At 71.1% G+C, this 21,545-nt stretch carries 19 protein-coding genes; 14 read left to right on the top strand and 5 right to left on the bottom strand.

Annotation, left to right across the window (positions count from 1 at the left end):
- Positions 1–2 precede the first annotated feature (2 nt).
- Positions 3–839, top strand: a complete 837-nt coding sequence (prcA, locus tag OG230_RS06725; RefSeq protein ID WP_328909203.1) for a proteasome subunit alpha — start codon at positions 3–5, stop codon at positions 837–839.
- Between the two features lie 52 nt (positions 840–891).
- On the opposite strand, the gene OG230_RS06720 is transcribed toward prcA, so the two are convergent.
- Complete coding sequence (locus OG230_RS06720; RefSeq protein ID WP_328909202.1) at positions 892–1,926, bottom strand: LacI family DNA-binding transcriptional regulator; 1,035 nt, start codon at positions 1,924–1,926, stop codon at positions 892–894.
- 145 nt (positions 1,927–2,071) lie between these two features.
- Here OG230_RS06720 and OG230_RS06715 point away from each other — a divergent pair, with 145 nt between their 5' ends.
- From OG230_RS06715 to OG230_RS06660, 12 genes are all read left to right on the top strand, one after another.
- Positions 2,072–3,331, top strand: coding sequence for an MFS transporter (locus OG230_RS06715; RefSeq protein WP_328909201.1), 1,260 nt, complete (start codon positions 2,072–2,074; stop codon positions 3,329–3,331).
- A gap of 9 nt (positions 3,332–3,340) precedes the next feature.
- Positions 3,341–4,702: a Pup--protein ligase gene (gene pafA / locus OG230_RS06710; protein WP_185301781.1), complete on the top strand. Its 1,362-nt coding sequence runs from the start codon at positions 3,341–3,343 to the stop codon at positions 4,700–4,702.
- 126 nt (positions 4,703–4,828) lie between these two features.
- Positions 4,829–5,764: an FKBP-type peptidyl-prolyl cis-trans isomerase gene (locus tag OG230_RS06705; protein WP_328909200.1), complete on the top strand. Its 936-nt coding sequence runs from the start codon at positions 4,829–4,831 to the stop codon at positions 5,762–5,764.
- A 43-nt stretch (positions 5,765–5,807) separates the two neighbouring features.
- A complete protein-coding gene (locus OG230_RS06700) occupies positions 5,808–6,182 on the top strand; it encodes an FKBP-type peptidyl-prolyl cis-trans isomerase (RefSeq protein ID WP_328909199.1) in 375 nt (124 codons plus the stop codon).
- A 115-nt stretch (positions 6,183–6,297) separates the two neighbouring features.
- Positions 6,298–7,251, top strand: a complete 954-nt coding sequence (locus tag OG230_RS06695; protein ID WP_328909198.1) for a helix-turn-helix transcriptional regulator — start codon at positions 6,298–6,300, stop codon at positions 7,249–7,251.
- 16 nt (positions 7,252–7,267) lie between these two features.
- Positions 7,268–8,224, top strand: a complete 957-nt coding sequence (locus OG230_RS06690; RefSeq protein WP_328909197.1) for a helix-turn-helix transcriptional regulator — start codon at positions 7,268–7,270, stop codon at positions 8,222–8,224.
- Between the two features lie 36 nt (positions 8,225–8,260).
- Positions 8,261–8,536, top strand: a complete 276-nt coding sequence (locus tag OG230_RS06685) for a hypothetical protein (protein WP_328909196.1) — start codon at positions 8,261–8,263, stop codon at positions 8,534–8,536.
- 23 nt (positions 8,537–8,559) lie between these two features.
- Complete coding sequence (locus OG230_RS06680) at positions 8,560–8,757, top strand: hypothetical protein (RefSeq protein ID WP_185301786.1); 198 nt, start codon at positions 8,560–8,562, stop codon at positions 8,755–8,757.
- Positions 8,758–8,973: 216 nt separating this feature from the next.
- The gene (gene tatA, locus OG230_RS06675; protein WP_328909195.1) at positions 8,974–9,267 is read left to right on the top strand and encodes a Sec-independent protein translocase subunit TatA; all 294 of its coding nucleotides are present in this window, start codon (positions 8,974–8,976) and stop codon (positions 9,265–9,267) included.
- A gap of 49 nt (positions 9,268–9,316) precedes the next feature.
- A complete protein-coding gene (gene tatC, locus OG230_RS06670) occupies positions 9,317–10,264 on the top strand; it encodes a twin-arginine translocase subunit TatC (protein WP_328909194.1) in 948 nt (315 codons plus the stop codon).
- 18 nt (positions 10,265–10,282) lie between these two features.
- A complete protein-coding gene (locus OG230_RS06665) occupies positions 10,283–11,179 on the top strand; it encodes a diacylglycerol kinase (RefSeq protein WP_328909193.1) in 897 nt (298 codons plus the stop codon).
- A 43-nt stretch (positions 11,180–11,222) separates the two neighbouring features.
- On the top strand, positions 11,223–14,051 hold the full coding sequence (locus tag OG230_RS06660) for a DEAD/DEAH box helicase (RefSeq protein ID WP_328909192.1): 2,829 nt from the start codon (positions 11,223–11,225) through the stop codon (positions 14,049–14,051).
- A 15-nt stretch (positions 14,052–14,066) separates the two neighbouring features.
- Here OG230_RS06660 and OG230_RS06655 read toward each other — a convergent pair whose 3' ends face one another.
- The 4 genes from OG230_RS06655 to OG230_RS06640 are packed head-to-tail and all read right to left on the bottom strand — an operon-like array spanning position 14,067 to position 20,714.
- The gene (locus OG230_RS06655) at positions 14,067–15,728 is read right to left on the bottom strand and encodes an allophanate hydrolase (protein ID WP_328909191.1); all 1,662 of its coding nucleotides are present in this window, start codon (positions 15,726–15,728) and stop codon (positions 14,067–14,069) included.
- 29 nt (positions 15,729–15,757) lie between these two features.
- Complete coding sequence (locus OG230_RS06650; RefSeq protein WP_328909190.1) at positions 15,758–19,273, bottom strand: 5-oxoprolinase/urea amidolyase family protein; 3,516 nt, start codon at positions 19,271–19,273, stop codon at positions 15,758–15,760.
- Positions 19,270–19,899: an urea amidolyase associated protein UAAP2 gene (locus tag OG230_RS06645; protein WP_328909189.1), complete on the bottom strand. Its 630-nt coding sequence runs from the start codon at positions 19,897–19,899 to the stop codon at positions 19,270–19,272. The genes OG230_RS06650 and OG230_RS06645 overlap by 4 nt, the downstream gene beginning before the upstream one ends.
- Positions 19,896–20,714: an urea amidolyase associated protein UAAP1 gene (locus tag OG230_RS06640; RefSeq protein ID WP_328909188.1), complete on the bottom strand. Its 819-nt coding sequence runs from the start codon at positions 20,712–20,714 to the stop codon at positions 19,896–19,898. The genes OG230_RS06645 and OG230_RS06640 overlap by 4 nt, the downstream gene beginning before the upstream one ends.
- A 135-nt stretch (positions 20,715–20,849) precedes the next feature.
- Here OG230_RS06640 and OG230_RS06635 point away from each other — a divergent pair, with 135 nt between their 5' ends.
- Positions 20,850–21,500 (top strand): TetR/AcrR family transcriptional regulator, encoded by a 651-nt coding sequence (locus OG230_RS06635; protein WP_328909187.1) that lies wholly within the window; start codon positions 20,850–20,852, stop codon positions 21,498–21,500.
- Positions 21,501–21,545 lie beyond the last annotated feature (45 nt).

Below are 21,545 nucleotides of genomic sequence, written 5' to 3'. Positions count from 1 at the left end.
CGGTGTCGACGCCGTTCTATGTCTCACCTCAGCAGGCCATGGCCGACCGGGCGGAATACGCCCGGAAGGGCATCGCCCGTGGTCGCAGCCTGGTTGTGCTGCAGTACGCCGACGGCATTGTGTTCGTCGGCGAGAACCCGTCCCGTGCCCTGCACAAGTTCAGCGAGATCTACGACCGGATCGGCTTCGCAGCCGCCGGCAAGTACAACGAGTACGAGAACCTCCGCATCGGCGGGGTGCGATACGCGGATCTCCGCGGATACACCTACGACCGTGACGATGTGACGGCTCGTGGTCTGGCCAACGTCTACGCGCAGACGCTGGGCACCATCTTCTCCAGTGCGGCCGAGAAGCCGTACGAGGTGGAGCTGGTGGTCGCCGAGGTCGGCGCGCTGCCCGAGGGCGATCAGATCTACCGGCTGCCGCACGACGGCTCGATCGTGGACGAGCACGGCTCGGTCGCGGTCGGCGGGAACGCGGAGCAGATCAGCAGTTTCCTGGATCAGCGTCACCGCGACGGCATGACGCTCGCGGAGGCGCTCAAGCTGGCCGTCCAGGCGTTGTCGCGTGAGCCCAACGGCGGCGAGCGGGAGATCCCCGCGGAACGGCTGGAGGTCGCGGTCCTCGACCGCACGAGGCCGCAGCAGCGCAAGTTCAAGCGGATCGTCGGGCGGCAGCTCAAGCGCCTGCTGGACGCGGACGCGGGGGCTCCGACGGACGCTCCCTCCGACGACGAAGGCACCGACGCCACGGATTCCACGGATTCCACCGACACGGCGACCGGGACCACCGGTACGAAGGACTCGGGCGGGACCACCGAGCCCCCCGCCAAGGACTAGCCCGCTCGGCATCCGTGCCCCGTACCGCCGCGACCGGCGGTACGGGGCACGGTCATGCGCGGGCCCCGGTGGCGGGTGCGGTGGAGCCGCGCACCACCAGGTGCACGGGCAGGCTGCCCGGCTCCGCCGGCCGGCCGTCCAGGACGGCGAGGAGGGCCGTCATGCCCCGCTCGCCCACTTGCTCGGCGGGCAGCCGTACGGTGGTGAGCTCCGGTTCCACGGCCGTCGCCAGGGCGAGATCGTCGAAGCCGGTCACGGAGATGTCGTCGGGCACCCGCAGCCCGCGTCGGCGGACCGCCTTGCAGGCGCCGGCCGCCAGGATGTCGTCGTCGCAGACGATGGCCGTCGGCCGGGCCGAGGGGTCCGCCAGGGCGCGTTCCGCGGCTTCCCGTCCGGCCGTGACGTCCAGCGGGGCGGGGACGGTGCGTACGACCGCGTCGGGCACGCCGCGCAGGGTGTCGTGCAGCGCCCGGGCGCGGATCGCGAAGGTCCAGGTGTCCACGGCCGAGGAGAGGTGCACGAACCGGCGGTGACCGAGGCTCAGCAGATGTTCCGTCACCTGGCGCATGCCGTCCGCGATATCGAGGTTCACATGCGCTGCCGCACCCCGGTCGGCCGGGTCGCTGTCCAGCATCACGAGCGGCAGTCCGGCCCCGCGCAGGGCTCCCACGGCCTCGGCGGCCATGGACGAGGCGATCACACCGTCGAGCGACGCGCGGGCCGAGGCGAAGGGGTCCCTGGCCGGACCGGTGCCGTCGGGTGAGGGGTAGAGCACGACCCCGAAGTCGTGCGCGGCGGCGACACCGGCAGCGCCCGTGTAGACCCGGGCGAAGAACTCGTTCGTGAGGGCGGGGACCACGAGGAGCGCGGTGCGGGTGCTGCCGAGGCGGAGACTGCGGGCCGCGAGGTTCGGCCGGTAGCCGAGGGCCGCCGCACTGTCCCGTACCCGCCCGGCTGTGGTCTCGGACACTCTGCCGCGCCATTTGTCGCCGAGCACCAGGGAGACGGTGGCCTGGGAGACACCCGCCGCCCGTGCCACGTCCCGGCTGGTGGGCCGCGCCGGGACGGGCTGCTGCGCGCTGGTCACTCGGGCCTCCGTGCTCAGGGTGGTGCCGGGGTGCCCGGGCACCCGCGAGGTGGACCTGGGACTGCGCACATGGTACGTATGAGCTTCGACGTTATACGTAAAACCTCGGGCGGGTCGGAAGCCCGTCCGAGGGAGAGGGGCAGGAATGGCCGCGGGATATCTGGACGTCCTCCGGGCGCGGCACGCGGCGCGGCTGCTGACGGGGACCCTTGTGGGGCGGCTGCCGAGCGGCACCGCGCACATCGCGATCGTCCTGTTCACCCGTGCCGAGGGTGGCAGCTACACGCTGGCCGGTGGGCTCGCCGCCGCCTACGGTCTCGCCACGGCCGTCGGGCAGCCCCTGCTCGGCCGTGCGGTGGACCTCCACGGCCAGCCGCGAATCCAGCTCCCCGCTGCCGTGCTCTCCGCGCTCGGTATGGCCCTGTTCGCTCTCGTGGGCCTCGACCGGCTGCCCCTGGCCTGTCTGGCCGTGGTCGTCGCCGGAGTCTTCACACCGCCGCTGGAGGGCGGTCTGCGGGCCCTGTGGCCGACCGTCCTGGGGCGCGAGGACCGGGTGCACCGGGCGTACGCCATGGACGCCGTGGCCCAGGAGGTGATGTTCACCGTGGGCCCGCTTCTCGTGACGGTGCTCGTCGCGGTCTGGTCGCCGGCCGTGGCGCTCCTCGTCATCAACGCGATAGGAGTCCTCGGAGCCCTGTCCGTCGTCCTGTCGGAGCCCTCCCGTACGTGGCGTTCGGCGCCCCGCGAGGCGCACTGGCTCGGCGCGCTGCGCTCGCCCGGACTGCTCGCCCTGCTGGGTTCGTTCTTCTTCGTCGGGCTGGCCCTCGGCTCGATCACGGTCGCGGGTGTCGCGTACGCCGACGACCACGGCGACGAATCCGTGTACGGCTGGCTGATGGCGGCCCTCGGACTCGGCGCGCTGATCGGCGGAGTGGCCTACGGGGCCCGGCAGTGGGCCGGGGCCCCCGAGCGGCGGCTGCGCGTCATCGTCGCCCTTCTGGCGCTCGGCTACCTGCCGTTGATGCTGACCCCCGGTGTGCCGGCCATGACCGGTCTCGCCGCACTCGCCGGGGTGTTCCTCGCGCCCGCGATCGCCTGCTCGTTCATCGTCGTCGACCGGCACGCCCCGCGCGGCACGGTGACCGAGGCGTTCTCCTGGCTCGTCACCACGTTCGGCGTAGGCGCGGCGGCCGGAACGGCCGTGGCGGGACCGGCCGTCGAGTTCGGCGGGACGGCGTGGAGTTTCGCCGTCGCGGGGGCGGGCGGAGTGGCCGCGCTGGTGGTGCTGCTGGCCACCGGAAGGGTCCTCGCAGTTCCCGTGCGTACGCCCACTGTTGTGACGGGATCGGAAAATGATCGAAACGGTGCTGCCGAACCCGGTTTCAGCTCAGGCCATAAGGCGTAATGTTCAGTCATGGACCGCCGCATTTTCGGGCTGGAGAACGAGTACGGCGTCACGTGCACGTTCAGGGGACAGCGCCGGCTGTCACCTGACGAAGTGGCGCGCTACCTCTTCCGCCGTGTTGTGTCATGGGGCCGCAGCAGCAATGTCTTCCTGCGGAACGGCGCCCGCCTCTACCTCGACGTGGGATCGCATCCGGAATATGCAACCCCCGAATGCGACAACGTGACCGAGCTGGTCACGCACGACAAGGCAGGCGAGCGCATTCTCGAAGGACTGCTCGTCGACGCCGAACGCCGCCTGCACGAGGAGGGAATCGCGGGCGACGTCTATCTCTTCAAGAACAACACCGACTCGGCGGGAAACTCCTACGGGTGCCACGAGAACTACCTCGTGGCCCGGCACGGAGAATTCTCCCGGCTCGCGGACATCCTCATCCCGTTCCTCGTCACCAGGCAGTTGATCTGTGGTGCCGGCAAGGTGCTGCAGACTCCGCGCGGGGCGGTCTACTGCGTAAGCCAGCGTGCCGAGCACATCTGGGAGGGTGTCAGTTCCGCGACGACCAGGTCGCGGCCGATCATCAACACCAGGGACGAACCGCACGCCGACGCCGAGCGGTACCGCCGCCTCCACGTCATCGTCGGTGACTCCAACATGTCCGAGACGACCATGCTGCTCAAGGTCGGCGCGACCGACCTGGTGCTCCGCATGATCGAGGCCGGCACCGTGATGCGCGACCTGACCCTGGAGAACCCGATCCGGGCCATCCGCGAGGTCAGTCACGACATCACCGGACAGCGCAAGGTGCGTCTGGCCAGCGGCCGTGAGGCATCGGCCATCGAGGTGCAGCGCGAGTACTACGAGAAGGCCGTCGACTTCGTCGAGCGCCGGGGCATCCGCACCGGCACGGTCGACCAGGTGCTCGAACTGTGGGGCCGCACCCTCGACGCGATCGAGGCGGAGGACCTCGACCGGATCGGGACCGAGATCGACTGGGTGATGAAGTACAAGCTCATCGAGCGGTACCGGGCCAAGCACAACATGACCATGTCGAATCCGCGAGTGGCTCAGATAGACCTCGCCTACCACGACATCCACCGCCGCCGAGGGCTCTACTACCTGCTGGAGCGCAAGGGCCAGGTGGCCCGCATCTGCAACGACCTGAAGATCTTCGAGGGCAAATCGGTGCCCCCGCAGACCACCCGGGCGCGGCTGCGCGGGGACTTCATCCGCAGGGCCCAGGAGCAGCGGCGGGACTTCACCGTCGACTGGGTCCACCTCAAGCTCAACGACCAGGCGCAGCGCACCGTGTTGTGCAAGGACCCCTTCCGGTCGGTGGACGACCGAGTGGAGAAGCTGATCGCGGGTATGTGACCCGGCGCAGAGCGCCTCGGTATCCCAGGTGACGACAGGGCCCCGTACGTTCCTCGTACGGGGCCCTGCGTACGCCCTAGAGTGTCGGGGACCCAACTACTGTGCCGTCTGAGATCTGAGGAACCAGTGCGCCGACTTGCCGGCCTTCTCGTCGTCCCCCTCCTGCTGCTGTCGACAGCGGCCTGCGGCGACGACAAGGGCTCCGACTCCGCCTCGTCCAAGAACGGAGTGCCCGCGATCACCGCAGGCGCGAAGTTCGGCGAGAAGCCCACCCTCGCGAAGGGCGAGGGCGACCCGCCCAAGGAGCTGCAGACCGAGGTCATCAGTGAGGGTGACGGCGCGAAGCTCAAGAACGGCGACGCGATCCAGGTCAACTACCTCGGACAGGCGTGGGACTCCACCAAGCCGTTCGACAACAGCTTCGACCGCAAGCAGCCGTTCGATCTGACCCTCGGTGCCGGCATGGTCATCCAGGGCTGGGACAAGGGTCTGGTCGGTCAGAAGGTCGGCAGTCGCGTCGAGCTGGTCATCCCGCCGGAGCTCGGTTACGGCGCGCAGGGCCAGGGCGACATCAAGCCCAACGCCACCCTCGTCTTCGTCATCGACATCCTGAAGGCGACGCAGATCCCGGCCTCCGCCAAGGGCTCCGAGGTCGCGCAGGACAACATCGATCTGCCGAAGGTGGGCACCAACACCGACGGCAAGGCGCCGACCGTCACGGTCCCCAAGAGCGACCCGCCCAAGAAGCTGGTCTCCAACTACATCCTGGAGTCCGACGGCGAGGTCATCAAGGAGAGCGACAGCGTCGTCGTGAACTACGTGGGTCTGCTGTGGAAGGGTGGCAAGAAGTTCGACAGCACCTACGACCAGGGCAAGACCCAGACCTTCCCGCTGGCCCAGATCACCCTCAAGGGTCTCAAGGACGGTCTGATCGACAAGAAGGTCGGCAGCCGGGTACTGCTCGTCATCCCGCCGGACCAGGCGTTCGGTGACAAGGCACAGCAGTCCATCCCCGCCAATTCGACGTTGGTCTTCGCGATCGACATCCTGGCGAAGATGTAAGACTGTCCCGGTTGCCCAGTTCATCATTTAGAGGAGCAATTCAGTGAGCATCGAGAAGCCCGAGATCGACTTCCCGGGTGGCGAGCCGCCGGTCGACCTGGAGATCAAGGACATCTGGGAGGGCGAGGGCGCGGTGGCCCAGGCCGGCCAGACCGTCTCCGTCCACTACGTGGGCGTGGCCTACTCCACCGGCGAGGAGTTCGACGCTTCGTGGAACCGCGGGACTCCGCTCAAGTTCCAGCTCGGTGCCGGCCAGGTCATCGCGGGCTGGGACCAGGGCGTGCAGGGCATGAAGGTCGGCGGCCGTCGCCAGCTGATCATCCCCGCGCACCTCGCGTACGGTGACCGCGGCGCCGGCGGCGGCGTCATCGCCCCCGGCGAGACGCTGATCTTCGTCTGCGACCTGATGGGCGTCTGATCCACAGTCGTACATGAACGAGGGCCCGTGCCGTCAGGCACGGGCCCTCGCTTTTGTCCGGACACCCCGGGGCGGTACGGTCGAGGGTCGGAGAGCACGTAGAGAAAGGGCGTCGATGGCGATTGCCAAGGCCGAGCGATTGATGAACCTGGCGCTGTGCCTGCTGGGTACCCGGCGCCCGCTCAGCAAGCGCGAGCTCCGCGAGTCCATCGAGGCGTACCTGGAAGCGGGTACCGACGACTCCTTCAACCGGATGTTCGAGCGCGACAAGGACGATCTGCGCGAACTCGGTCTGGTCATCGAGACCGTGGAGAACCTGGACGCCGAGACGGGCTACCTCGCCCGGCGTGACAGCAACCGGCTGCCTCCCATCACCCTGGACGCCGAGGAGGCCGCCGCCCTCGGGCTCGCGGCCAAGGTGTGGCAGCAGGCCCGCCTCGCCGGAGCCGCCAGCGGCGCCCTGCAGAAGCTGCGGGCCGCGGGCATGCCGGAGGCCGAGGACGCCTACGAGGTGCACAGCGCCCTCGAACCCCGTATTCCGGTTCACGAGGCCGCGTTCGAGCCGCTGATGCTCGCCTGCCGGGACCGCCGCCCGGTCACCTTCGACTACCGCAAGGGCAACGCGGCACGGCACGAGCAGCGCCAGGTCGAGCCCTGGACCCTGGAGTGCTGGCGCGGCCACTGGTATCTGGCCGGCTGGGACCGTGACCGCGGTGCCGAGCGGGTCTTCCGGCTCTCCCGGATCGCCGGCCGGGTCCGCTCCCGCGCAGGGGCGTTCACCGCCCAGGTGCCGGACGTGGTGACCGTGCGCGAGACCGTGGAGAGCTGGGCGGGCGAGACCGCGACCAGGACCGCGCGCATCAGGCTGCGGGCGGGCTCCGGCTACCCGCTGCGTTCCCGGGCGATATCGGTCCGGGAACTCGGGAACGGCTGGGACGAGTTGGAGATTCCGTACGGGCACGGGCTGGATGCCTGGCTCGTCGAATTCGGCCCCGACGTCGTCGTGACGGAACCCGCCGATCTGCGGGCCGATGTGGTGGACCGGCTGCGCGCCGTGGCCAAGGACTGAGGGGGACCCGTAGCTCATGGCCACGAACGCGATCGACCAGACCCGCCGCATGCTCTCCCTGGTGACCTATCTGCGCGAGCGCCCCGGCGCCCACGTGCAGGACGTCGCCAGGGCCTTCGGGATCACCGAGGACGAGCTGATCTCCGACCTGGACGTGCTCCCCATGTGCGGGACGAGTTTCCGGGGCGGGGACCTGCTCGACATCGACACCGACGGTGACCGGATCTGGTGGCACAACCCGGACGACGTCGCCGCGCCCCTGCGTCTCGCCTCGGACGAGGCCACCGCACTCCTGGTCGCCGCGCGCGCCGTGGCGACCCTGCCGGGGCTGCGCGAGAGCGACCGGCTCGCGCTGGTCCGCGCGACGGCCAAGCTGGAGACCGCGGCCGGGGAGGTGGGCGCCGCCAGTTCACGGCTCTCGGTCACCTTCGAGGCCGAGGGCGGGGTCTTCGCCGATGTGGACCGGGCGATCTCCGAGCGGCGGCGGCTCTGGCTGCGCTACTACTCCCCGGCGCGCGACGAGCTCACCGAGCGCGAGGTGGATCCGATCCGGCTGTTCGCCGTCGGCCACACGTACATGGAGGGGTGGTGCCGCCTCTCCGAGGCCCGGCGTACGTTCCGGCTGGACCGGGTCGCCGAGATCCGCCTCCTGGACGCCCCGGCCGCCCCGCCGGAGCTGGAGCTGCGGGACCTCTCGGAGGGACTTGTGCAGCCGGCGGCCGAGGACCCGGAGGTCGTGATCGAGGTGGGGCCCGGAGGCCGGTGGGTCGCCGAGTACTACCCGCACGACAGCGCGGAGGAGCTCGCCGACGGCGGTCTTCGGATCGTTCTGCGCACCCCCGACCCGGCCTCCTTGCGCCGGCTCGCGCTGCGCCTCGGCGGGGAAGGGCGCATCGTCTCCCCGCCGGAGCTCGCGCGGAGTGCGCGCGAGGCCGCCCGGGACGCGCTCGCCGCGTACGACGACGTGGCCTGAGCGACAGGCGGAGAGGAAATGGAACGGATGTCCGTAATGTCGGATGTTTCCACCGTGCCGGTCACCGCGCCGGTCCCGGTGCCGGTACCCGCCGCCGTCCGGTTCAAGGCCGCCTGCCCCGACTGCCGGGAGCGCTTCGAGCTCGCGGCGGGTGCACTGCGTCTCGCGATCGGCGCCAGCAGCCGGACCACGTTCTACTCCTTCACCTGTCCCGAGTGCGGCGCCGCCGTCCGCAAGCCCGCCGGGGAGCGCATCATCGAACTCCTCACCGGTGGAGGCGTGCGCACCCTGCGTCTCCACACCGCCCTGTAGACACGACATCGAGGCACTGCCGCATGTTCTGGCCCATGCTCGCCATCGCCCTGGGGTTCCTGGGGATCGCCGTACTCGGCGTACTGGCCGTCAAGGTCTTCGTCGAGGCCCAGCGGCTCGGCCGCCAGGTCTCCGCCACCACGCAGCGGATCAATCGTGCGGCGGAGGACCTCGAACGTGCGGCGACCGGCCTCGCCGCCACCGGTGAGGCCCTGCGATAGAAGGGGCGCGGCCTCCTGTTTCAGCACTTCGGGAGGTACGCTGCTGAAGTCGGCCCAGGCAAGGAGGTGCGGGTCGCAACCGGGAGTATGCACGGGCATTGCCTCACGTTTACCCCTGCGGGATACGATCGCTGCCAGCGCACAGGTCGGACCTATGTCCGATCGAACGGGTAGCGAGCCCACCCTCCAGTCGCCTCAGTGAGAAGGAAGTCGCACATGATCGGCAATCTGAAGCCCCTCGAGATCGTTCTGATCATCGCTGTCATCCTGCTTCTCTTCGGTGCCAAGAAGCTTCCTGACATGGCGCGTTCGCTCGGCAAGTCCGCTCGCATCCTCAAGAGCGAGGCGAAGGCGATGAAGAAGGACGACGCGGAGCCCGCGGCGCCCACGACGGAGACCGTCGCGGACCAGACCCCGCAGGCCACTCCCACGCGCACCATCCAGGCCGCTCCCGGAGATGTCACCAGCTCCCGCCCGGTCAGCGAGGCCAAGCCCACCACCCAGAGCTGACAGCTGACGGGCTCCACCGACAGCTGTCGCACGAAACGAGGGAAGTGGGTTGCTCAAGTCTGCCCGCAAGCAGGAGAAGGACGAAGAGGGGCGCATGCCCCTCCTCGATCACCTGCGTGAGCTGCGTAACCGGCTGCTGAAGTCGGTCCTGGCCATCGTGGTCGCCGTGATCGTGGCAGCGTTCTTTCAGAAGGAAATCTTCGAGTTCCTGATGAAGCCGATCCTGGACTCGGTCGGTTGCAAGAACGGTGCCGTGACCATGGTCAACGGACGGCCGTGTGCGGAGATGACCACCAACGGTCTGCTGTCACCCTTCACCATCGCGCTGAAGGTCTCCCTCATGGCGGGTGTGCTGGTGGCCACCCCTGTCTGGCTGTACCAGCTGTGGGCGTTCGTCGCACCCGGCCTGCACAAGAGCGAGAAGCGCTACTCGATGGCCTTCGTGGCCGCCGGTGTCCCGCTCTTCCTGGCCGGCGCGTACCTGGCGTACGCGATCCTGCCGCAGACCGCCGAGATCATGCTCGGCTTCACGCCCGACAACGTGAAGAACCTGCTGCCCCTGGACGATTTCCTCGACCTCATCACCCGCATGGTGATCGTGTTCGGGCTCGCCTTCGAACTGCCCCTGCTCCTCATCCTGCTCAACATGACCGGGGTCCTGTCCGGCGCCCGGATGCTGAACTGGTGGCGCGGGATGCTCGTCGGGCTGACCGCGTTCGCGGCCATCGCCACACCCGGCGGCGAGCCCATCTCGATGCTGCTGCTCGCCGGTCCGCTGGCGGTGCTCTACTTCATCGCGGTCGGCATCTCCCTCCTCAACGACAAGCGCAGGCGCCGGGCCAACCCCGACGCCGAGCTCGACGACGACGAGGCGTCGCAGCTGGACCTCACCCCGGAAGCGGTGTCCGCCTCGCGTACGCCGTTGCCCGAGCAGGCCACCGGGGAGTCGGACGGTGCCCGCTCGCACCGGCTCAACGGTTACGACGACATCACCTGACCTTGTAAGGTCCGGCGGGTGACCAGCGAGATCACCCTTTTCGTCAATCCCACCGCAGGACGCGGCCGGGGCGCGCACGCCGCGCAGCCGGCCGCTTCCGCGTTGCGGGACGCCGGATTCTCCGTACGTACGGTCCTCGGCGAGGACGCCGACGACGCCCTGCGCCGGGCCCGCGAGGCCGTGGACGCCGGGACCGGGGCGGTGGTCGCCGTGGGCGGGGACGGGATGGTGTCCCTCGCCCTCCAGGCCGTCGCCGGGACCACGACTCCGCTCGGGGTCGTCGCCGTCGGCACCGGCAACGACTTCGCCCGTGCGCTCGGGCTCCCGGTACGCGACCCGGGCGCCGCCGGACGGCTGGCCGCCCGGGCGCTCAAGGAGGGCCACGTCAGGGACATCGACCTCGGGCGGGTCGGCGAGCGGTGGTTCGGCTCCGTGCTCGCCTCCGGCTTCGACTCCCGGGTGAACGACCGGGGCAACCGGATGCGGTGGGTCGGCGGCCGGTTCAAGTACGACCTGGCGATCCTCGCGGAACTGGCCGCGTTCAAGCCGATCCCGTACCGCATCCGGCTGGACGGGGGCGCCGTGCGGGAGGTCGAGGCGACGCTGATCGCCGTCGGCAACGGGTCCACGTACGGCGGCGGCATGCGGATCTGTGCGGACGCGGTCATGGACGACGGGCTGTTCGACGTGACCGTGGTCGGGGACTGCAGCCGGGCCACCCTGCTGAAGGTGTTTCCCCGGGTGTACAAGGGAACGCACCTCAGCCACCCCAAGGTCACCGTGCACCGGGTCTCCTCGATCGAGCTGGCGGCGGCGGGTGTCACCGCCTACGCGGACGGTGAACCGCTGGGTGCGCTGCCGCTCACGGCGCGCTGCGAACGCGGCGCGGTGAGGGTTCTCTGCCCGGAGAATTAAAGATCGACTGACTGTCGTAGGTGGCGGGTAGGCTCGTATCAAGATGACAGAGGACCTCTCACCAGCTGAGCGATACCAGGCTTCTCGCGTGCGTGCGGCCGAACGGGCCACGGCCCTCGGGCCCTTCCGCGAGATGTACGAATTCGGTCTCGACCCGTATCAGGTCGAGGCGTGCGAAGCCCTGGAAGCGGGCAAGGGGGTGCTGGTCGCGGCGCCCACCGGTTCGGGCAAGACGATCGTCGGCGAGTTCGCCGTGCATCTCGCCCTCCAGCAGGGCCGCAAGTGCTTCTACACCACCCCGATCAAGGCCCTGTCCAACCAGAAGTTCGCCGACCTGGTGCGGCGCTACGGCGCGGACAAGGTCGGCCTGCTGACCGGTGACAACAGCGTCAACTCCGAGGCACCCGTGGTCGTCATGACCACCGAGGTCCTGCGGAACATGCTGTACGCGGGCTCGCAGTCCCTGACCGGCCTCGGATATGTCGTGATGGACGAGGTGCACTACCTCTCCGACCGCTTCCGGGGCGCGGTGTGGGAGGAAGTGATCATCCATCTGCCCGAGTCCGTGACTCTGGTGTCCCTGTCGGCGACCGTGTCCAACGCCGAGGAGTTCGGTGACTGGCTGGACACCGTCCGCGGCGACACCGAAGTGATCGTCTCCGAGCACCGCCCCGTGCCGCTCTGGCAGCACGTGCTGGCCGGGCGCCGGATGTACGACCTCTTCGAGGAGGAGACCGATCACGGCGGCCGGGGGACCGGACGCCGCGAGGTCAACCCGGACCTCGTCCGGCTCGCCCGCATGGAGAACCAGTCGGGGTACAACCCCCGCGACCGGCGCCGCGGCAAGATGGTGCGCGAGGCGGACCGGGAGCGCGAGCGGCGTCAGCGCAGCCGGATCTGGACCCCGTCGAGGCCCGAGGTCATCGACCGGCTGGACCACGAGGGACTGCTGCCGGCCATCACGTTCATCTTCAGCCGGGCCGGCTGCGAGGCCGCCGTACAGCAGTGCCTGCAGGCGGGGCTGCGGCTGAACGACGAGAGCAAGCGCCGGCTGGTGCGGGAGATCGTCGAGGAGCGCACGGCCTCCATTCCGGGCGAGGACCTCCATGTCCTCGGCTACTACGAATGGCTCGAAGGGCTGGAGCGGGGCATCGCCGCGCACCACGCGGGCATGCTGCCCACCTTCAAGGAGGTCGTCGAGGAGCTGTTCGTACGCGGGCTCGTCAAGGCCGTCTTCGCGACGGAGACGCTGGCGCTGGGCATCAACATGCCGGCGCGTTCGGTGGTCCTGGAGAAGCTGGTCAAGTGGAACGGCGAGCAGCACGCCGACATCACTCCCGGTGAGTACACGCAGCTCACCGGCCGGGCCGGGCGACGCGGTATCGACGTCGAGGGCCACGCGGTGGTGCTCTGGCAGCGCGGCATGGACCCGGGCGCACTGGCCGGGCTCGCGGGTACGCGCACGTATCCGCTCCGGTCCAGCTTCCGGCCCTCGTACAACATGGCCGTGAACCTTGTGCACCAGTTCGGGCGGCACCGTTCGCGCGAACTGCTGGAGACCTCGTTCGCGCAGTTCCAGGCCGACCGGTCGGTCGTCGGGATCTCCCGGCAGGTCCAGCGGAACGAGGAGGGCCTGGAGGGGTACCGCGAGGGCATGACCTGCCACCTCGGTGACTTCGAGGAGTACGCGCGGATGCGGCGCGACCTCAAGGACCGCGAGACGGAGCTGGCCAAGCAGGGCGCGGCGCAGCGGCGGGTCGCCGCGGCGTCCTCCCTGGAGAAGCTGAAGCCGGGCGACGTCATTCACGTGCCGACCGGCAAGTTCGCCGGGCTGGCTCTCGTCCTCGACCCGGGGCTGCCTGCCGGGCGGGCCAACGGGCACCGGGGGCTGGAGTACCACGACGGACCCCGGCCACTGGTGCTGACCGCCGAGCGGCAGGTCAAGCGGCTGGCCTCGATCGACTTCCCGGTGCCCGTGGAGGCACTGGACCGGATGCGGGTGCCGAAGTCGTTCAACCCGCGTTCGCCGCAGTCGCGGCGCGATCTGGCGTCCGCGCTGCGGACGAAGGCCGGGCACCTGGTGCCCGAGCGGCACCGCAAGGAGCGGGCCGCCGCGGCCGACGACCGCGAGATCTCCCGGCTGCGTACGGCCCTGCGCGCGCATCCCTGCCACGGGTGCGACGAGCGCGAGGACCACGCGCGGTGGGCGGAGCGCTACTACCGGCTGCAGCGTGACACGAAGCAGCTGGAGAACCGGATCGAGGGGCGTACGAACACGATCGCCCGCACCTTCGACCGGATCGTGGCGCTGCTCACCGAGCTGGACTACCTCCGGGGCAACGAGGTCACCCCGAACGGCCGGCGGCTCGCCCGCCTCTACGGCGAGCTCGACCTGCTCGCCAGCGAGTGCCTGCGGGACGGCGTCTGGGAAGGGCTGAACCCGGCCGAACTCGCGGCGTGCGTCTCGGCGTTGGTGTACGAGTCGCGGCAGGCGGACGATGCGGTGGCACCGAAGCTGCCGAGCGGTCCGGCGAAGACGGCGATGGCCGAGATGGTCCGGATCTGGGGCCGGCTCGACGCGCTGGAGGAAGACTTCAAGATCAATCAGACGGAGGGGGTCGGACAGCGCGAACCCGACCTCGGGTTCGCCTGGGCGGTCTACATGTGGGCCTCCGGGCGGACGCTGGACGAGGTGCTGCGCGAGGCGGAGATGCCGGCGGGGGACTTCGTACGGTGGTGCAAGCAGGTGATCGACGTACTGGGACAGATCGCGGCTGCGGCGCCGCGCGAGGGCGGGACCGTGGCCAAGAACGCGCACAAGGCCGTGGACGCCGTGCTGCGCGGCGTGGTGGCGTACAGCTCCGTGGGGTGAGGCCGGGCCGGTCGGTCACAGGGCGCGGTAGGCGCGCCAGCCTCCGTGGGCGGTGATGTCCTTCCCCCCGGGTACGGCGTACGGCTCGCAGAGGAAGCCGGGAGCCGAGGTGCCGTCCGCCAGTTCGACCCGGCCCAGCGCCATGGGGTGGGGGAGGGAGGCCGTCAGGTGTCCCAGGCCCTCGGCGGGGAGTTCCCAGATCTCCGTTTCGACGGGGGAACCGGACTCGCCGACGTACTCCAGGCCCGGCTTCGGCGGGGTGGTGGCGAGGGCGTGCAGGCGGTAGAGCGGGGCCGTCGTCGTGGAGCGGACCAAGCGGGCCCCGAGAGCCAGTAGCTGGGGGTTCAGCGGTTCGCCCGTCAGATGTGCGCCGACGACCGCCAGCCGGACCGGTGGGGTGAGGAGCGCGGCCAGGCGGGCCAGCCGTTCGTCGGTGTGGGCCGGGCCGATCAGCATCACGCCGAACGGCAGGCCGTCGACCTCGCCCGCCGGCACCGCCACCGCGCACTGGCCGAAGAGGTTCGTGGAGTTGGTGAAGCGGCCCAGCGCGGCGTTGGTGCCCAGGGGGTCGGCGGCCACCTCGGCGATCGTGGGGTGGGACGTCGTGGTGGGGAGCAGGAGCGCGTCCGCGTCGGCGAGGGCGGCCGTGGCGGCGTCCCGGAGGCGTGCCAGTTCCGCCTGGTCGGCGAAGAGGCGGTGGGCCGGGATGTCGCGGGCCGCCGTGATGATGCCCGCCACCGTCGGGTCCAGGTCGGGGGCCGTCGGTGTGCCGTCCACGAACGCGCCCACCGCGGTGTAGCGCTCGGCGACGAACGCCCCCGCGTACAGCATGGCGGCGGCTTCCAGGAACGGGGCCGGGTCCAGCGGTACGAGGACGGCGCCGGCCGCGCGCAGCCGGTCCGCGGCGGCCTCGTAGGCCGCCGCCCAGCCGGGGGCCAGCTCGCCGAGCCGGGCGGTGGGCGGGACGGCGATGCGCCAGGGGCCCGGTGTCCGGGCGGGGGCGGGGCCGGCCGGGGGGACCGGGGTGGCCATCAGCGCGAGGGCCTGTTCGGCCTCGGGGAGCGTACGGGCGAAGACGGTGACGCAGTCCAGGCTCGCGCAGGCGGGGACCACGCCCTCGGTGGGGACCAGACCGTAGGTCGGTTTCAGACCGACGATGCCGTTGAACGCCGCCGGCACGCGGCCGGAGCCCGCCGTGTCCGTGCCCAGGGCCAGGTCCGCGATGCCGAGGGCGACCGCCACCGCCGAACCCGAGCTGGAGCCGCCGCTGATCCGGTCGGGGGCGTGGGCGTTGCGGACCGCGCCGTACGGGGAGCGGGTCCCGACCAGGCCGGTGGCGAACTGGTCGAGGTTCGTCGTGCCGATCACCAGGGCCCCCGCTGCGCGCAGCCGTGCCACGGCGGGTGCGTCGGCTGCGGGCTCGTAGGCATAGGACGGGCAGCCCGCGGTGGTCGGCAGGCCGGCCACGTCGATGTTCCCCTTGACCGCCAGGAGCCTTCCGGCGAGGGGCAGTTGTTCGCCGGCGGACACACGGCCGTCGAGTGCGGCGGCCTCCGTCTCCAGCTCGGCGAGCGGGCGCAGGCCGATCCAGATCTCGGGACGGTCCACCGCCCCGATGCGGGCGTAGGCGGCGCGGACCCGGGTGACGGTGGGCGTGGGGACGGACGTGGGGTGCATCGTGCTCCTTTCCGGGAGGGACGGGCGGTTCAGGGGGTCAGGATCAGCAGCGGGGTTCCGGGCTCCACCTGAGCGCCCGGCCGGGTGAGGATGCGGGTGACCGTGCCGGAGGCCGGGGCGTGCACACGGGACTCCATCTTCATCGCCTCCAGCGCCAGGAGCGGCTGCCCCGCCGTCACGGTGTCCCCCTGAGCCACGTTCAGCTGCCATACGGAGGCGGCGAACTCCGCCTCCAGCAGGTGGCTGCCCGGGGGGACGGCCACCTCGTCGGGGGCGGGCGCCGGCTCGGCCGCCGCCTCGGCGCGGGTGAACTCGCCCGCCTCCTCCCAGGCCGACCGCTCGGCCGAGAACGCCGTGCTCTGTCCGGCCCGGAACGCGGCGATCGACTCGGCGTTCCCGGCGAGGAACGCCTGGTACTCCGCCAGCGAGAACTCGCCCTCCTCGATCTTCGGTACGAAGCGACCGGACGTGATGTCCGCGCGCAGCTCAAGGAGTTCGTCGGCCTCGACCGGATACCACTTGATGCGGTCGAAGAACCGCAGCAGCCACGGAGAGCCCGCCTCGAAGGCGCCGCGCTGCTGCCAGCCCGACCACACCTGCGTCGTACGGCCCACGAACTGGTAGCCGCCCGGCCCCTCCATCCCGTAGACGCAGAGGTAGGCGCCGCCGATGCCCACCGAGTTCTCCGCGGTCCAGGTGCGGGCGGGGTTGTACTTCGTGGTGACCAGGCGGTGGCGCGGATCCAGGGGAGTCGCGACGGGCGCGCCCAGATAGACGTCGCCGAGGCCCAGCACCAGATACTCCGCGTCGAACACCGTGCGGTACACGTCGTCGACCGATTCCAGGCCATTGACCCGGCGGATGAACTCGATGTTCCACGGGCACCAGGGCGCGTCGTCCCGGACCCCCGCCATGTAGCGGGCGATGGCCTCGCGGGTGGCCGGGTCGTCCCAGGACAGCGGCAGATGCACGGTGCGGGAGGGGACCACCAGGGCGTCGGTCGGCGGGAGAGCGGCCTCGGTCCGGTGCAGCAGCTCCAGGAGCCGCTCCTGGGAGAGGGCCGCCGGGTCCGTCTGGACCTGGAGGGAACGGATGCCCGGCGTGAGACCGGTGACGCCGGGAACGGACTCGGCCGCCAGGGCCTCCATCAGGGCGTGGACCCGCATGCGCAGGGCCAGGTCGAGCTGCATCGGGCCGTACTCGACCAGGACGTTGTCGTCGCCGCTGCGCCGGTACGTACGCGTCGCGTCCTGGAAGAGGATGCCGCCGTCGACGATCTCCGGACGGGGAGCGCCCGTGACGGTCACCGGCGCGAAGCGCACCGTGTCGCCGGGACGCAGCTGTCCGAGCTTCCAGCGTTCACCGGTCACCACCGTCGCCGGGCAGACGAAACCGCCCAGCGAGGGCCCGTCCGGGCCGAGCAGGACCGGCATGTCGCCGGTGTAGTCGACGGCGCCCACCGAGTACGGGGTGTCGTGGATGTTGGAGGGGTGGAGGCCGGCCTCGCCCCCGTCGGTACGGGCCCAGCGCGGCTTGGGGCCGATGAGGCGGACCCCGGTCCTGGCGGAGTTGAAGTGGACCTTCCAGTCGGCCGCGTAGAAGTCGAGTACGTCCTCCTCGGTGAAGAACTCCGGTGCGGCGTGCGGGCCTTCGGCCGCGCCGATCCGCCACGCGGTGCCGAGGACGGGCCGCTCGGCCTCCGGGACGGGGCCGCCGGTGTGGTCCGCCGTGCCGCCGTGCAGGACGTCGCCCGTGCGCAGGGCGCGCCCGCCGTGACCGCCGAAGCCGCCGAGGGTGAAGGTCGCCGAACTGCCCAGGAACTCGGGCACGTCCAGGCCGCCGCCCGCGAACAGGACGTACGTACGCAGGCCGTGTCCGGCCGGAGCACCGACGGCGAGGGTGGCGCCCGCGGGGACGGTCAGCGGCTCCCACTGCGCCACCGGCTCCCCGTCGATCGTCACCGGTGCCGGGGCGCCGGTGACGCAGACCGCCGTCGGATGACTGAAGCGCAGAGTGGGGCCCTGGAGGGTGCATTCGAGGCCGGGGGCGCCGGGGTCGTTGCCCAGCGCGGTGTTGCCGAGCCGGAAGGAGAGGTCGTCCATCGGGCCCGACGGCGGTACGCCGACCTGCCAGTAGCCCGTGCGGCCCGGCCAGTCCTGCACCGTGGTCAGGGTGCCGCCCGACACGACCTCGATCCGGGGGGTCGGGTCGGTGACGGTGGCGAGCGTGGCCGTGGAGTGGGTGGCGGCACGGACCCGGTCGTCGGCGAGGGCGGCACGGACCAGGCCCAGATTCGTCTCGATGCCGTCGATCCGGGTGGCCGCGAGGGCGGAGTCCAGACGGGCGAGGGCGTCGGCGCGGTCGTCCCCCCGTACGACGACCTTGGCCAGCATCGGGTCGTACGAGGTCGTCACCTCCGTCCCCGTCTCGATCCAGGTGTCCACGCGCACGCCGCTGGCTCCGGGGAACGCGACGCGGGTCAGCAGACCCGCGCCCGGCCGGTGGTCGCGGGACGGGTCCTCGGCGTAGACGCGTGCCTCGACGGCATGGCCGTGCGGTGCGCCCGGTTCGCGCACGACATCCGTGTCGCCCTGGGCCAGGCGCAGCATCCACTCGACGAGGTCGACGCCGAAGATCTCCTCGGTGACCGGGTGTTCCACCTGGAGGCGGGTGTTGACCTCCAGGAAGTACGCCTCCTCGCACGCGGCGTCGTACACGAACTCCACCGTGCCGGCCGAGCGGTAGCCGACCGAGGCGCACAGCTCACGGGCGGCCCGGGAGAGCGAGGCGCGGACACGGTCGGGGAGGCCGGGGGCCGGGGCCTCCTCCAGGACCTTCTGGTTGCGGCGCTGGAGGGAGCAGTCGCGGTCGCCGAAGGTGACGACCCTGCCCTGTCCGTCGCCGAAGACCTGCACCTCGACATGGCGGGCGTGCTCGACGAGCCGCTCCAGGAAGAGGCCCGCCGAGGAGAACGAGGCCCCGGCGACGCGCTGCACCCGCTCCCAGGCGTCGGACAGTTCGGCGGCGGACCGGCACGCCGACATTCCGATGCCGCCGCCGCCTCCCGTCGCCTTCAGCATCACCGGATAGCCGATGGTCTCCGCCGCCGCCAGGGCGGCCTCCGGGCCGGCCAGCAGGCCGGTGCCGGGGGCGAGCGGGACACCCGCTTTCTCGGCCGCGGCGCGTGCGGTGTGCTTGGCGCCGAACAGGTCGAGCTGCGCGGCGGTCGGGCCGACGAAGACGATGCCCGCGTCCTCGCAGCGCCGGGCGAACTCCGCGTCCTCGGAGAGGAATCCGTAGCCCGGGTGGATGGCACCGGCCCCGGTGTCCTTTGCGGCCTTGAGGACCAGATCGGCGTCGAGGTACGACTCCTTGGCGGGCGCGGGACCGAGGCGTACGGCCTCGTCGGCGAGGCGTACGTGGGGTGCCGCGCGGTCGGCGTCGGAGAAGACGGCGACCGTACGCAGCCCGAGGCGACGGGCGGTGCGGATGATGCGGACGGCGATCTCGCCGCGATTGGCGACCAGCAGGGTGTCGAAGGTCATCGGCCGGCCCCGCTGACGGCGGACCCGGCGATGGTGGCCTCGACCGCGGTGGGGTCGAAGCCGTTGCACGGGTTGTTGATCTGCGGGCAGTTGGAGACCAGGACCAGCACGTCCGTCTCGGCGCGCAGGGTGACCTTCAGTCCGGGGGCCGAGAGGCCGTCCACGATGCCGAGCGTGCCGTCCTTCTCCACCGGCACGTTCATGTACCAGTTGATGTTGGACACGAGGTCGCGCTTGCCGAGGCCGTGCCGGGCGCCCGCCGCCAGGAAGTTGTCCACGCAGGCGTGCTGCGACCAGGTGTGGTGGCCGTAGCGCAGGGTGTTGGACTCCTTGGAGCAGGCACCGCCGAGCGTGTCGTGGCGTCCGCAGGTGTCCTCGGTGACCGTCATCAGCGGGGTGTGCTCACCGGACATGAGGACGCTCCCGGTGGTGAGGAAGATGCCGCCCTGGGCCTGGAGGGTGTCCGGGGCGCTGTAGCGGACGGCCGTGTCGTGGGCGTCGTAGACGAGGAAGTCGACGGCCTGGTTGCCGTGGAGGTCGGTGAGGGTGAGCTCCTCGCCGGCGCGGACGACCGAGGACCAGGCGCCGCGGGCGGGAATGACGGTCGTGGAACGGACATCGGTCATGCGAGCCCCCTGGCGGTGAGGAAGTCGAGCGTGTTGAGGAAGGCGCGGTGGCCCTCCGGGGTGGCGTCCCAGAGCGGGTCGCCCGGCGCGGTGGGCCGTGCCCGCCAGGCCAGTACCTCCAGCGGGGTGCTGGTGTAGGCGGGGCGCGGGTCCAGCGGGTGGGGCACGTTCGCGATCAGTACGGTCAGGTCCTGCTCGGCGCGGAGCGTCACGGCGGTGCCGGGCCCCGCGGAGCCGGTGAAGTCCAGGGCGCCGTCCTCCCGTACCTCCACTCCCTGGAAGAAGGAGAGCGAGGCCGGCAGATCGCGCGGCTCCAGGCCGTGCTTGGCGGCGGCGAGCTTCAGGAGCTCACGTCCGGCGGGGGAGGCCGACTGCGGTGTGCCGTCCCCGTACCGCGCGGTGTTGCGCCGCAGCGTCGAGGTGCCGCACAGCGCGTCGTGGCGGCCAGAGGAATCGGCGGTCACCGAGGCGAGCACCCGTCCCTGGTCGGAGAGGAGCAGCCGACCGGCACCCAGGTAGGCGTTCCACTGCACCTTGACCGTGTCGGCGGTGTTGAGCCGTTCCCAGGGGCGCCCGTCGACGAGGAGGAGCAGATGCGCGCAGGCGTCGCCCGCGAGGTCGGTGAGCCGCATCTCCGTACCGCGGGCGAGGACGCGGTGGGTGTAGTTGCCGCCCGCGACCGTCTCGGCCCAGACCGGTGTGCCGGGAAGCGCCGCGGGCCAGTCGCCGGCGGGGACCACGGGCATGGCCTCGGTCCGGGTGCCGTGCTGGGCGCGGGCGTGGTCCCGGGCCCCGTATGTCGTCGCTGTCGCCATGCTGACCTCCGGTGGTTTCTGTCGCCCGACAGAAATTAGGGCGCGGTGGAGTCGAGGCCATTGCCCGTCCGTTGCAGGGGAGTTACCGACTGCTCACCAAGATCGGGCGGAGGGGTGATGTGCGACGATCGGCCCATGTCCACCACCGGGAGACGGGTCGGCCGGCCGCGCGCGCAGCAGCGGCCCGACAGCGGGCTGTCCGCGCGCGAGGAACTGCTGTCGGCCGCCGCCGAGCTGTTCACCACCCGCGGGTACGCGGCGACGACCACCAGGGCCGTCGCGGAGCGCGCGGGCATGCGGCAGGCGACGATGTACCACTACGTGGCCGGCAAGGAGGATCTGCTCGCGGAACTCCTGGAGTCGACGGTCACTCCGTCACTGGCGCTCGCCCGGCAGCTTCTCGCCGAGGACGGGGCCTCCGCGGAGGCGCGGCTGTGGGAACTGTGCCGCTCGGACGTGGCGCTGCTGTGCGGTGGCCCGTACAACCTGGGCGCGCTGTACGTACTTCCCGAGGTGCGTGCCGAACGGTTCGCGGGATTCCACCGTGTGCGGGCGGAACTCAAGGAGGCGTACGGGCAGTTGCTCGTGGCCACCCGGGCGGGCGCGGAGTTCGACAAGACGGAGGTGGAACTGCGCACCGATCTGGTCTTCGGGCTGATCGAGGGCGTGATCCTGGTGCACCGCTCGGACCCGCAGCGCCCGGTGGCGGCGTTCGCCGAGGCGACGGCGGACGCGGCGCTGCGGATCGCGGGCGCCGCGGGTGGTGGCGCGGGGGGCCGGGCCTGACAGGGCTGTGGCCCCGGACGGGCGGCTCTCCGTACCCGGTCCGCG

Source organism: Streptomyces sp. NBC_00234, from assembly GCF_036195325.1.
Taxonomy (GTDB): domain Bacteria; phylum Actinomycetota; class Actinomycetes; order Streptomycetales; family Streptomycetaceae; genus Streptomyces.
The sequence above is the reverse complement of the archived record's forward strand: the minus strand, read 5'-3'. Positions and strand labels throughout refer to the sequence as shown.

Coding starts and splice junctions, on each gene's coding strand:
- OG230_RS06715 (WP_328909201.1), top strand. CDS start 2,072: ATGGCCGCGGGATATCTGGACGTCCTCCGGGCGCGGCACGCGGCGCGG.
- pafA (WP_185301781.1), top strand. CDS start 3,341: ATGGACCGCCGCATTTTCGGGCTGGAGAACGAGTACGGCGTCACGTGC.
- OG230_RS06695 (WP_328909198.1), top strand. CDS start 6,298: ATGGCGATTGCCAAGGCCGAGCGATTGATGAACCTGGCGCTGTGCCTG.
- OG230_RS06690 (WP_328909197.1), top strand. CDS start 7,268: ATGGCCACGAACGCGATCGACCAGACCCGCCGCATGCTCTCCCTGGTG.
- OG230_RS06685 (WP_328909196.1), top strand. CDS start 8,261: ATGTCGGATGTTTCCACCGTGCCGGTCACCGCGCCGGTCCCGGTGCCG.
- OG230_RS06680 (WP_185301786.1), top strand. CDS start 8,560: ATGTTCTGGCCCATGCTCGCCATCGCCCTGGGGTTCCTGGGGATCGCC.
- tatA (WP_328909195.1), top strand. CDS start 8,974: ATGATCGGCAATCTGAAGCCCCTCGAGATCGTTCTGATCATCGCTGTC.
- OG230_RS06660 (WP_328909192.1), top strand. CDS start 11,223: ATGACAGAGGACCTCTCACCAGCTGAGCGATACCAGGCTTCTCGCGTG.
- OG230_RS06655 (WP_328909191.1), bottom strand. CDS start 15,728: ATGCACCCCACGTCCGTCCCCACGCCCACCGTCACCCGGGTCCGCGCC.
- OG230_RS06650 (WP_328909190.1), bottom strand. CDS start 19,273: ATGACCTTCGACACCCTGCTGGTCGCCAATCGCGGCGAGATCGCCGTC.
- OG230_RS06645 (WP_328909189.1), bottom strand. CDS start 19,899: ATGACCGATGTCCGTTCCACGACCGTCATTCCCGCCCGCGGCGCCTGG.
- OG230_RS06640 (WP_328909188.1), bottom strand. CDS start 20,714: ATGGCGACAGCGACGACATACGGGGCCCGGGACCACGCCCGCGCCCAG.
- OG230_RS06635 (WP_328909187.1), top strand. CDS start 20,850: ATGTCCACCACCGGGAGACGGGTCGGCCGGCCGCGCGCGCAGCAGCGG.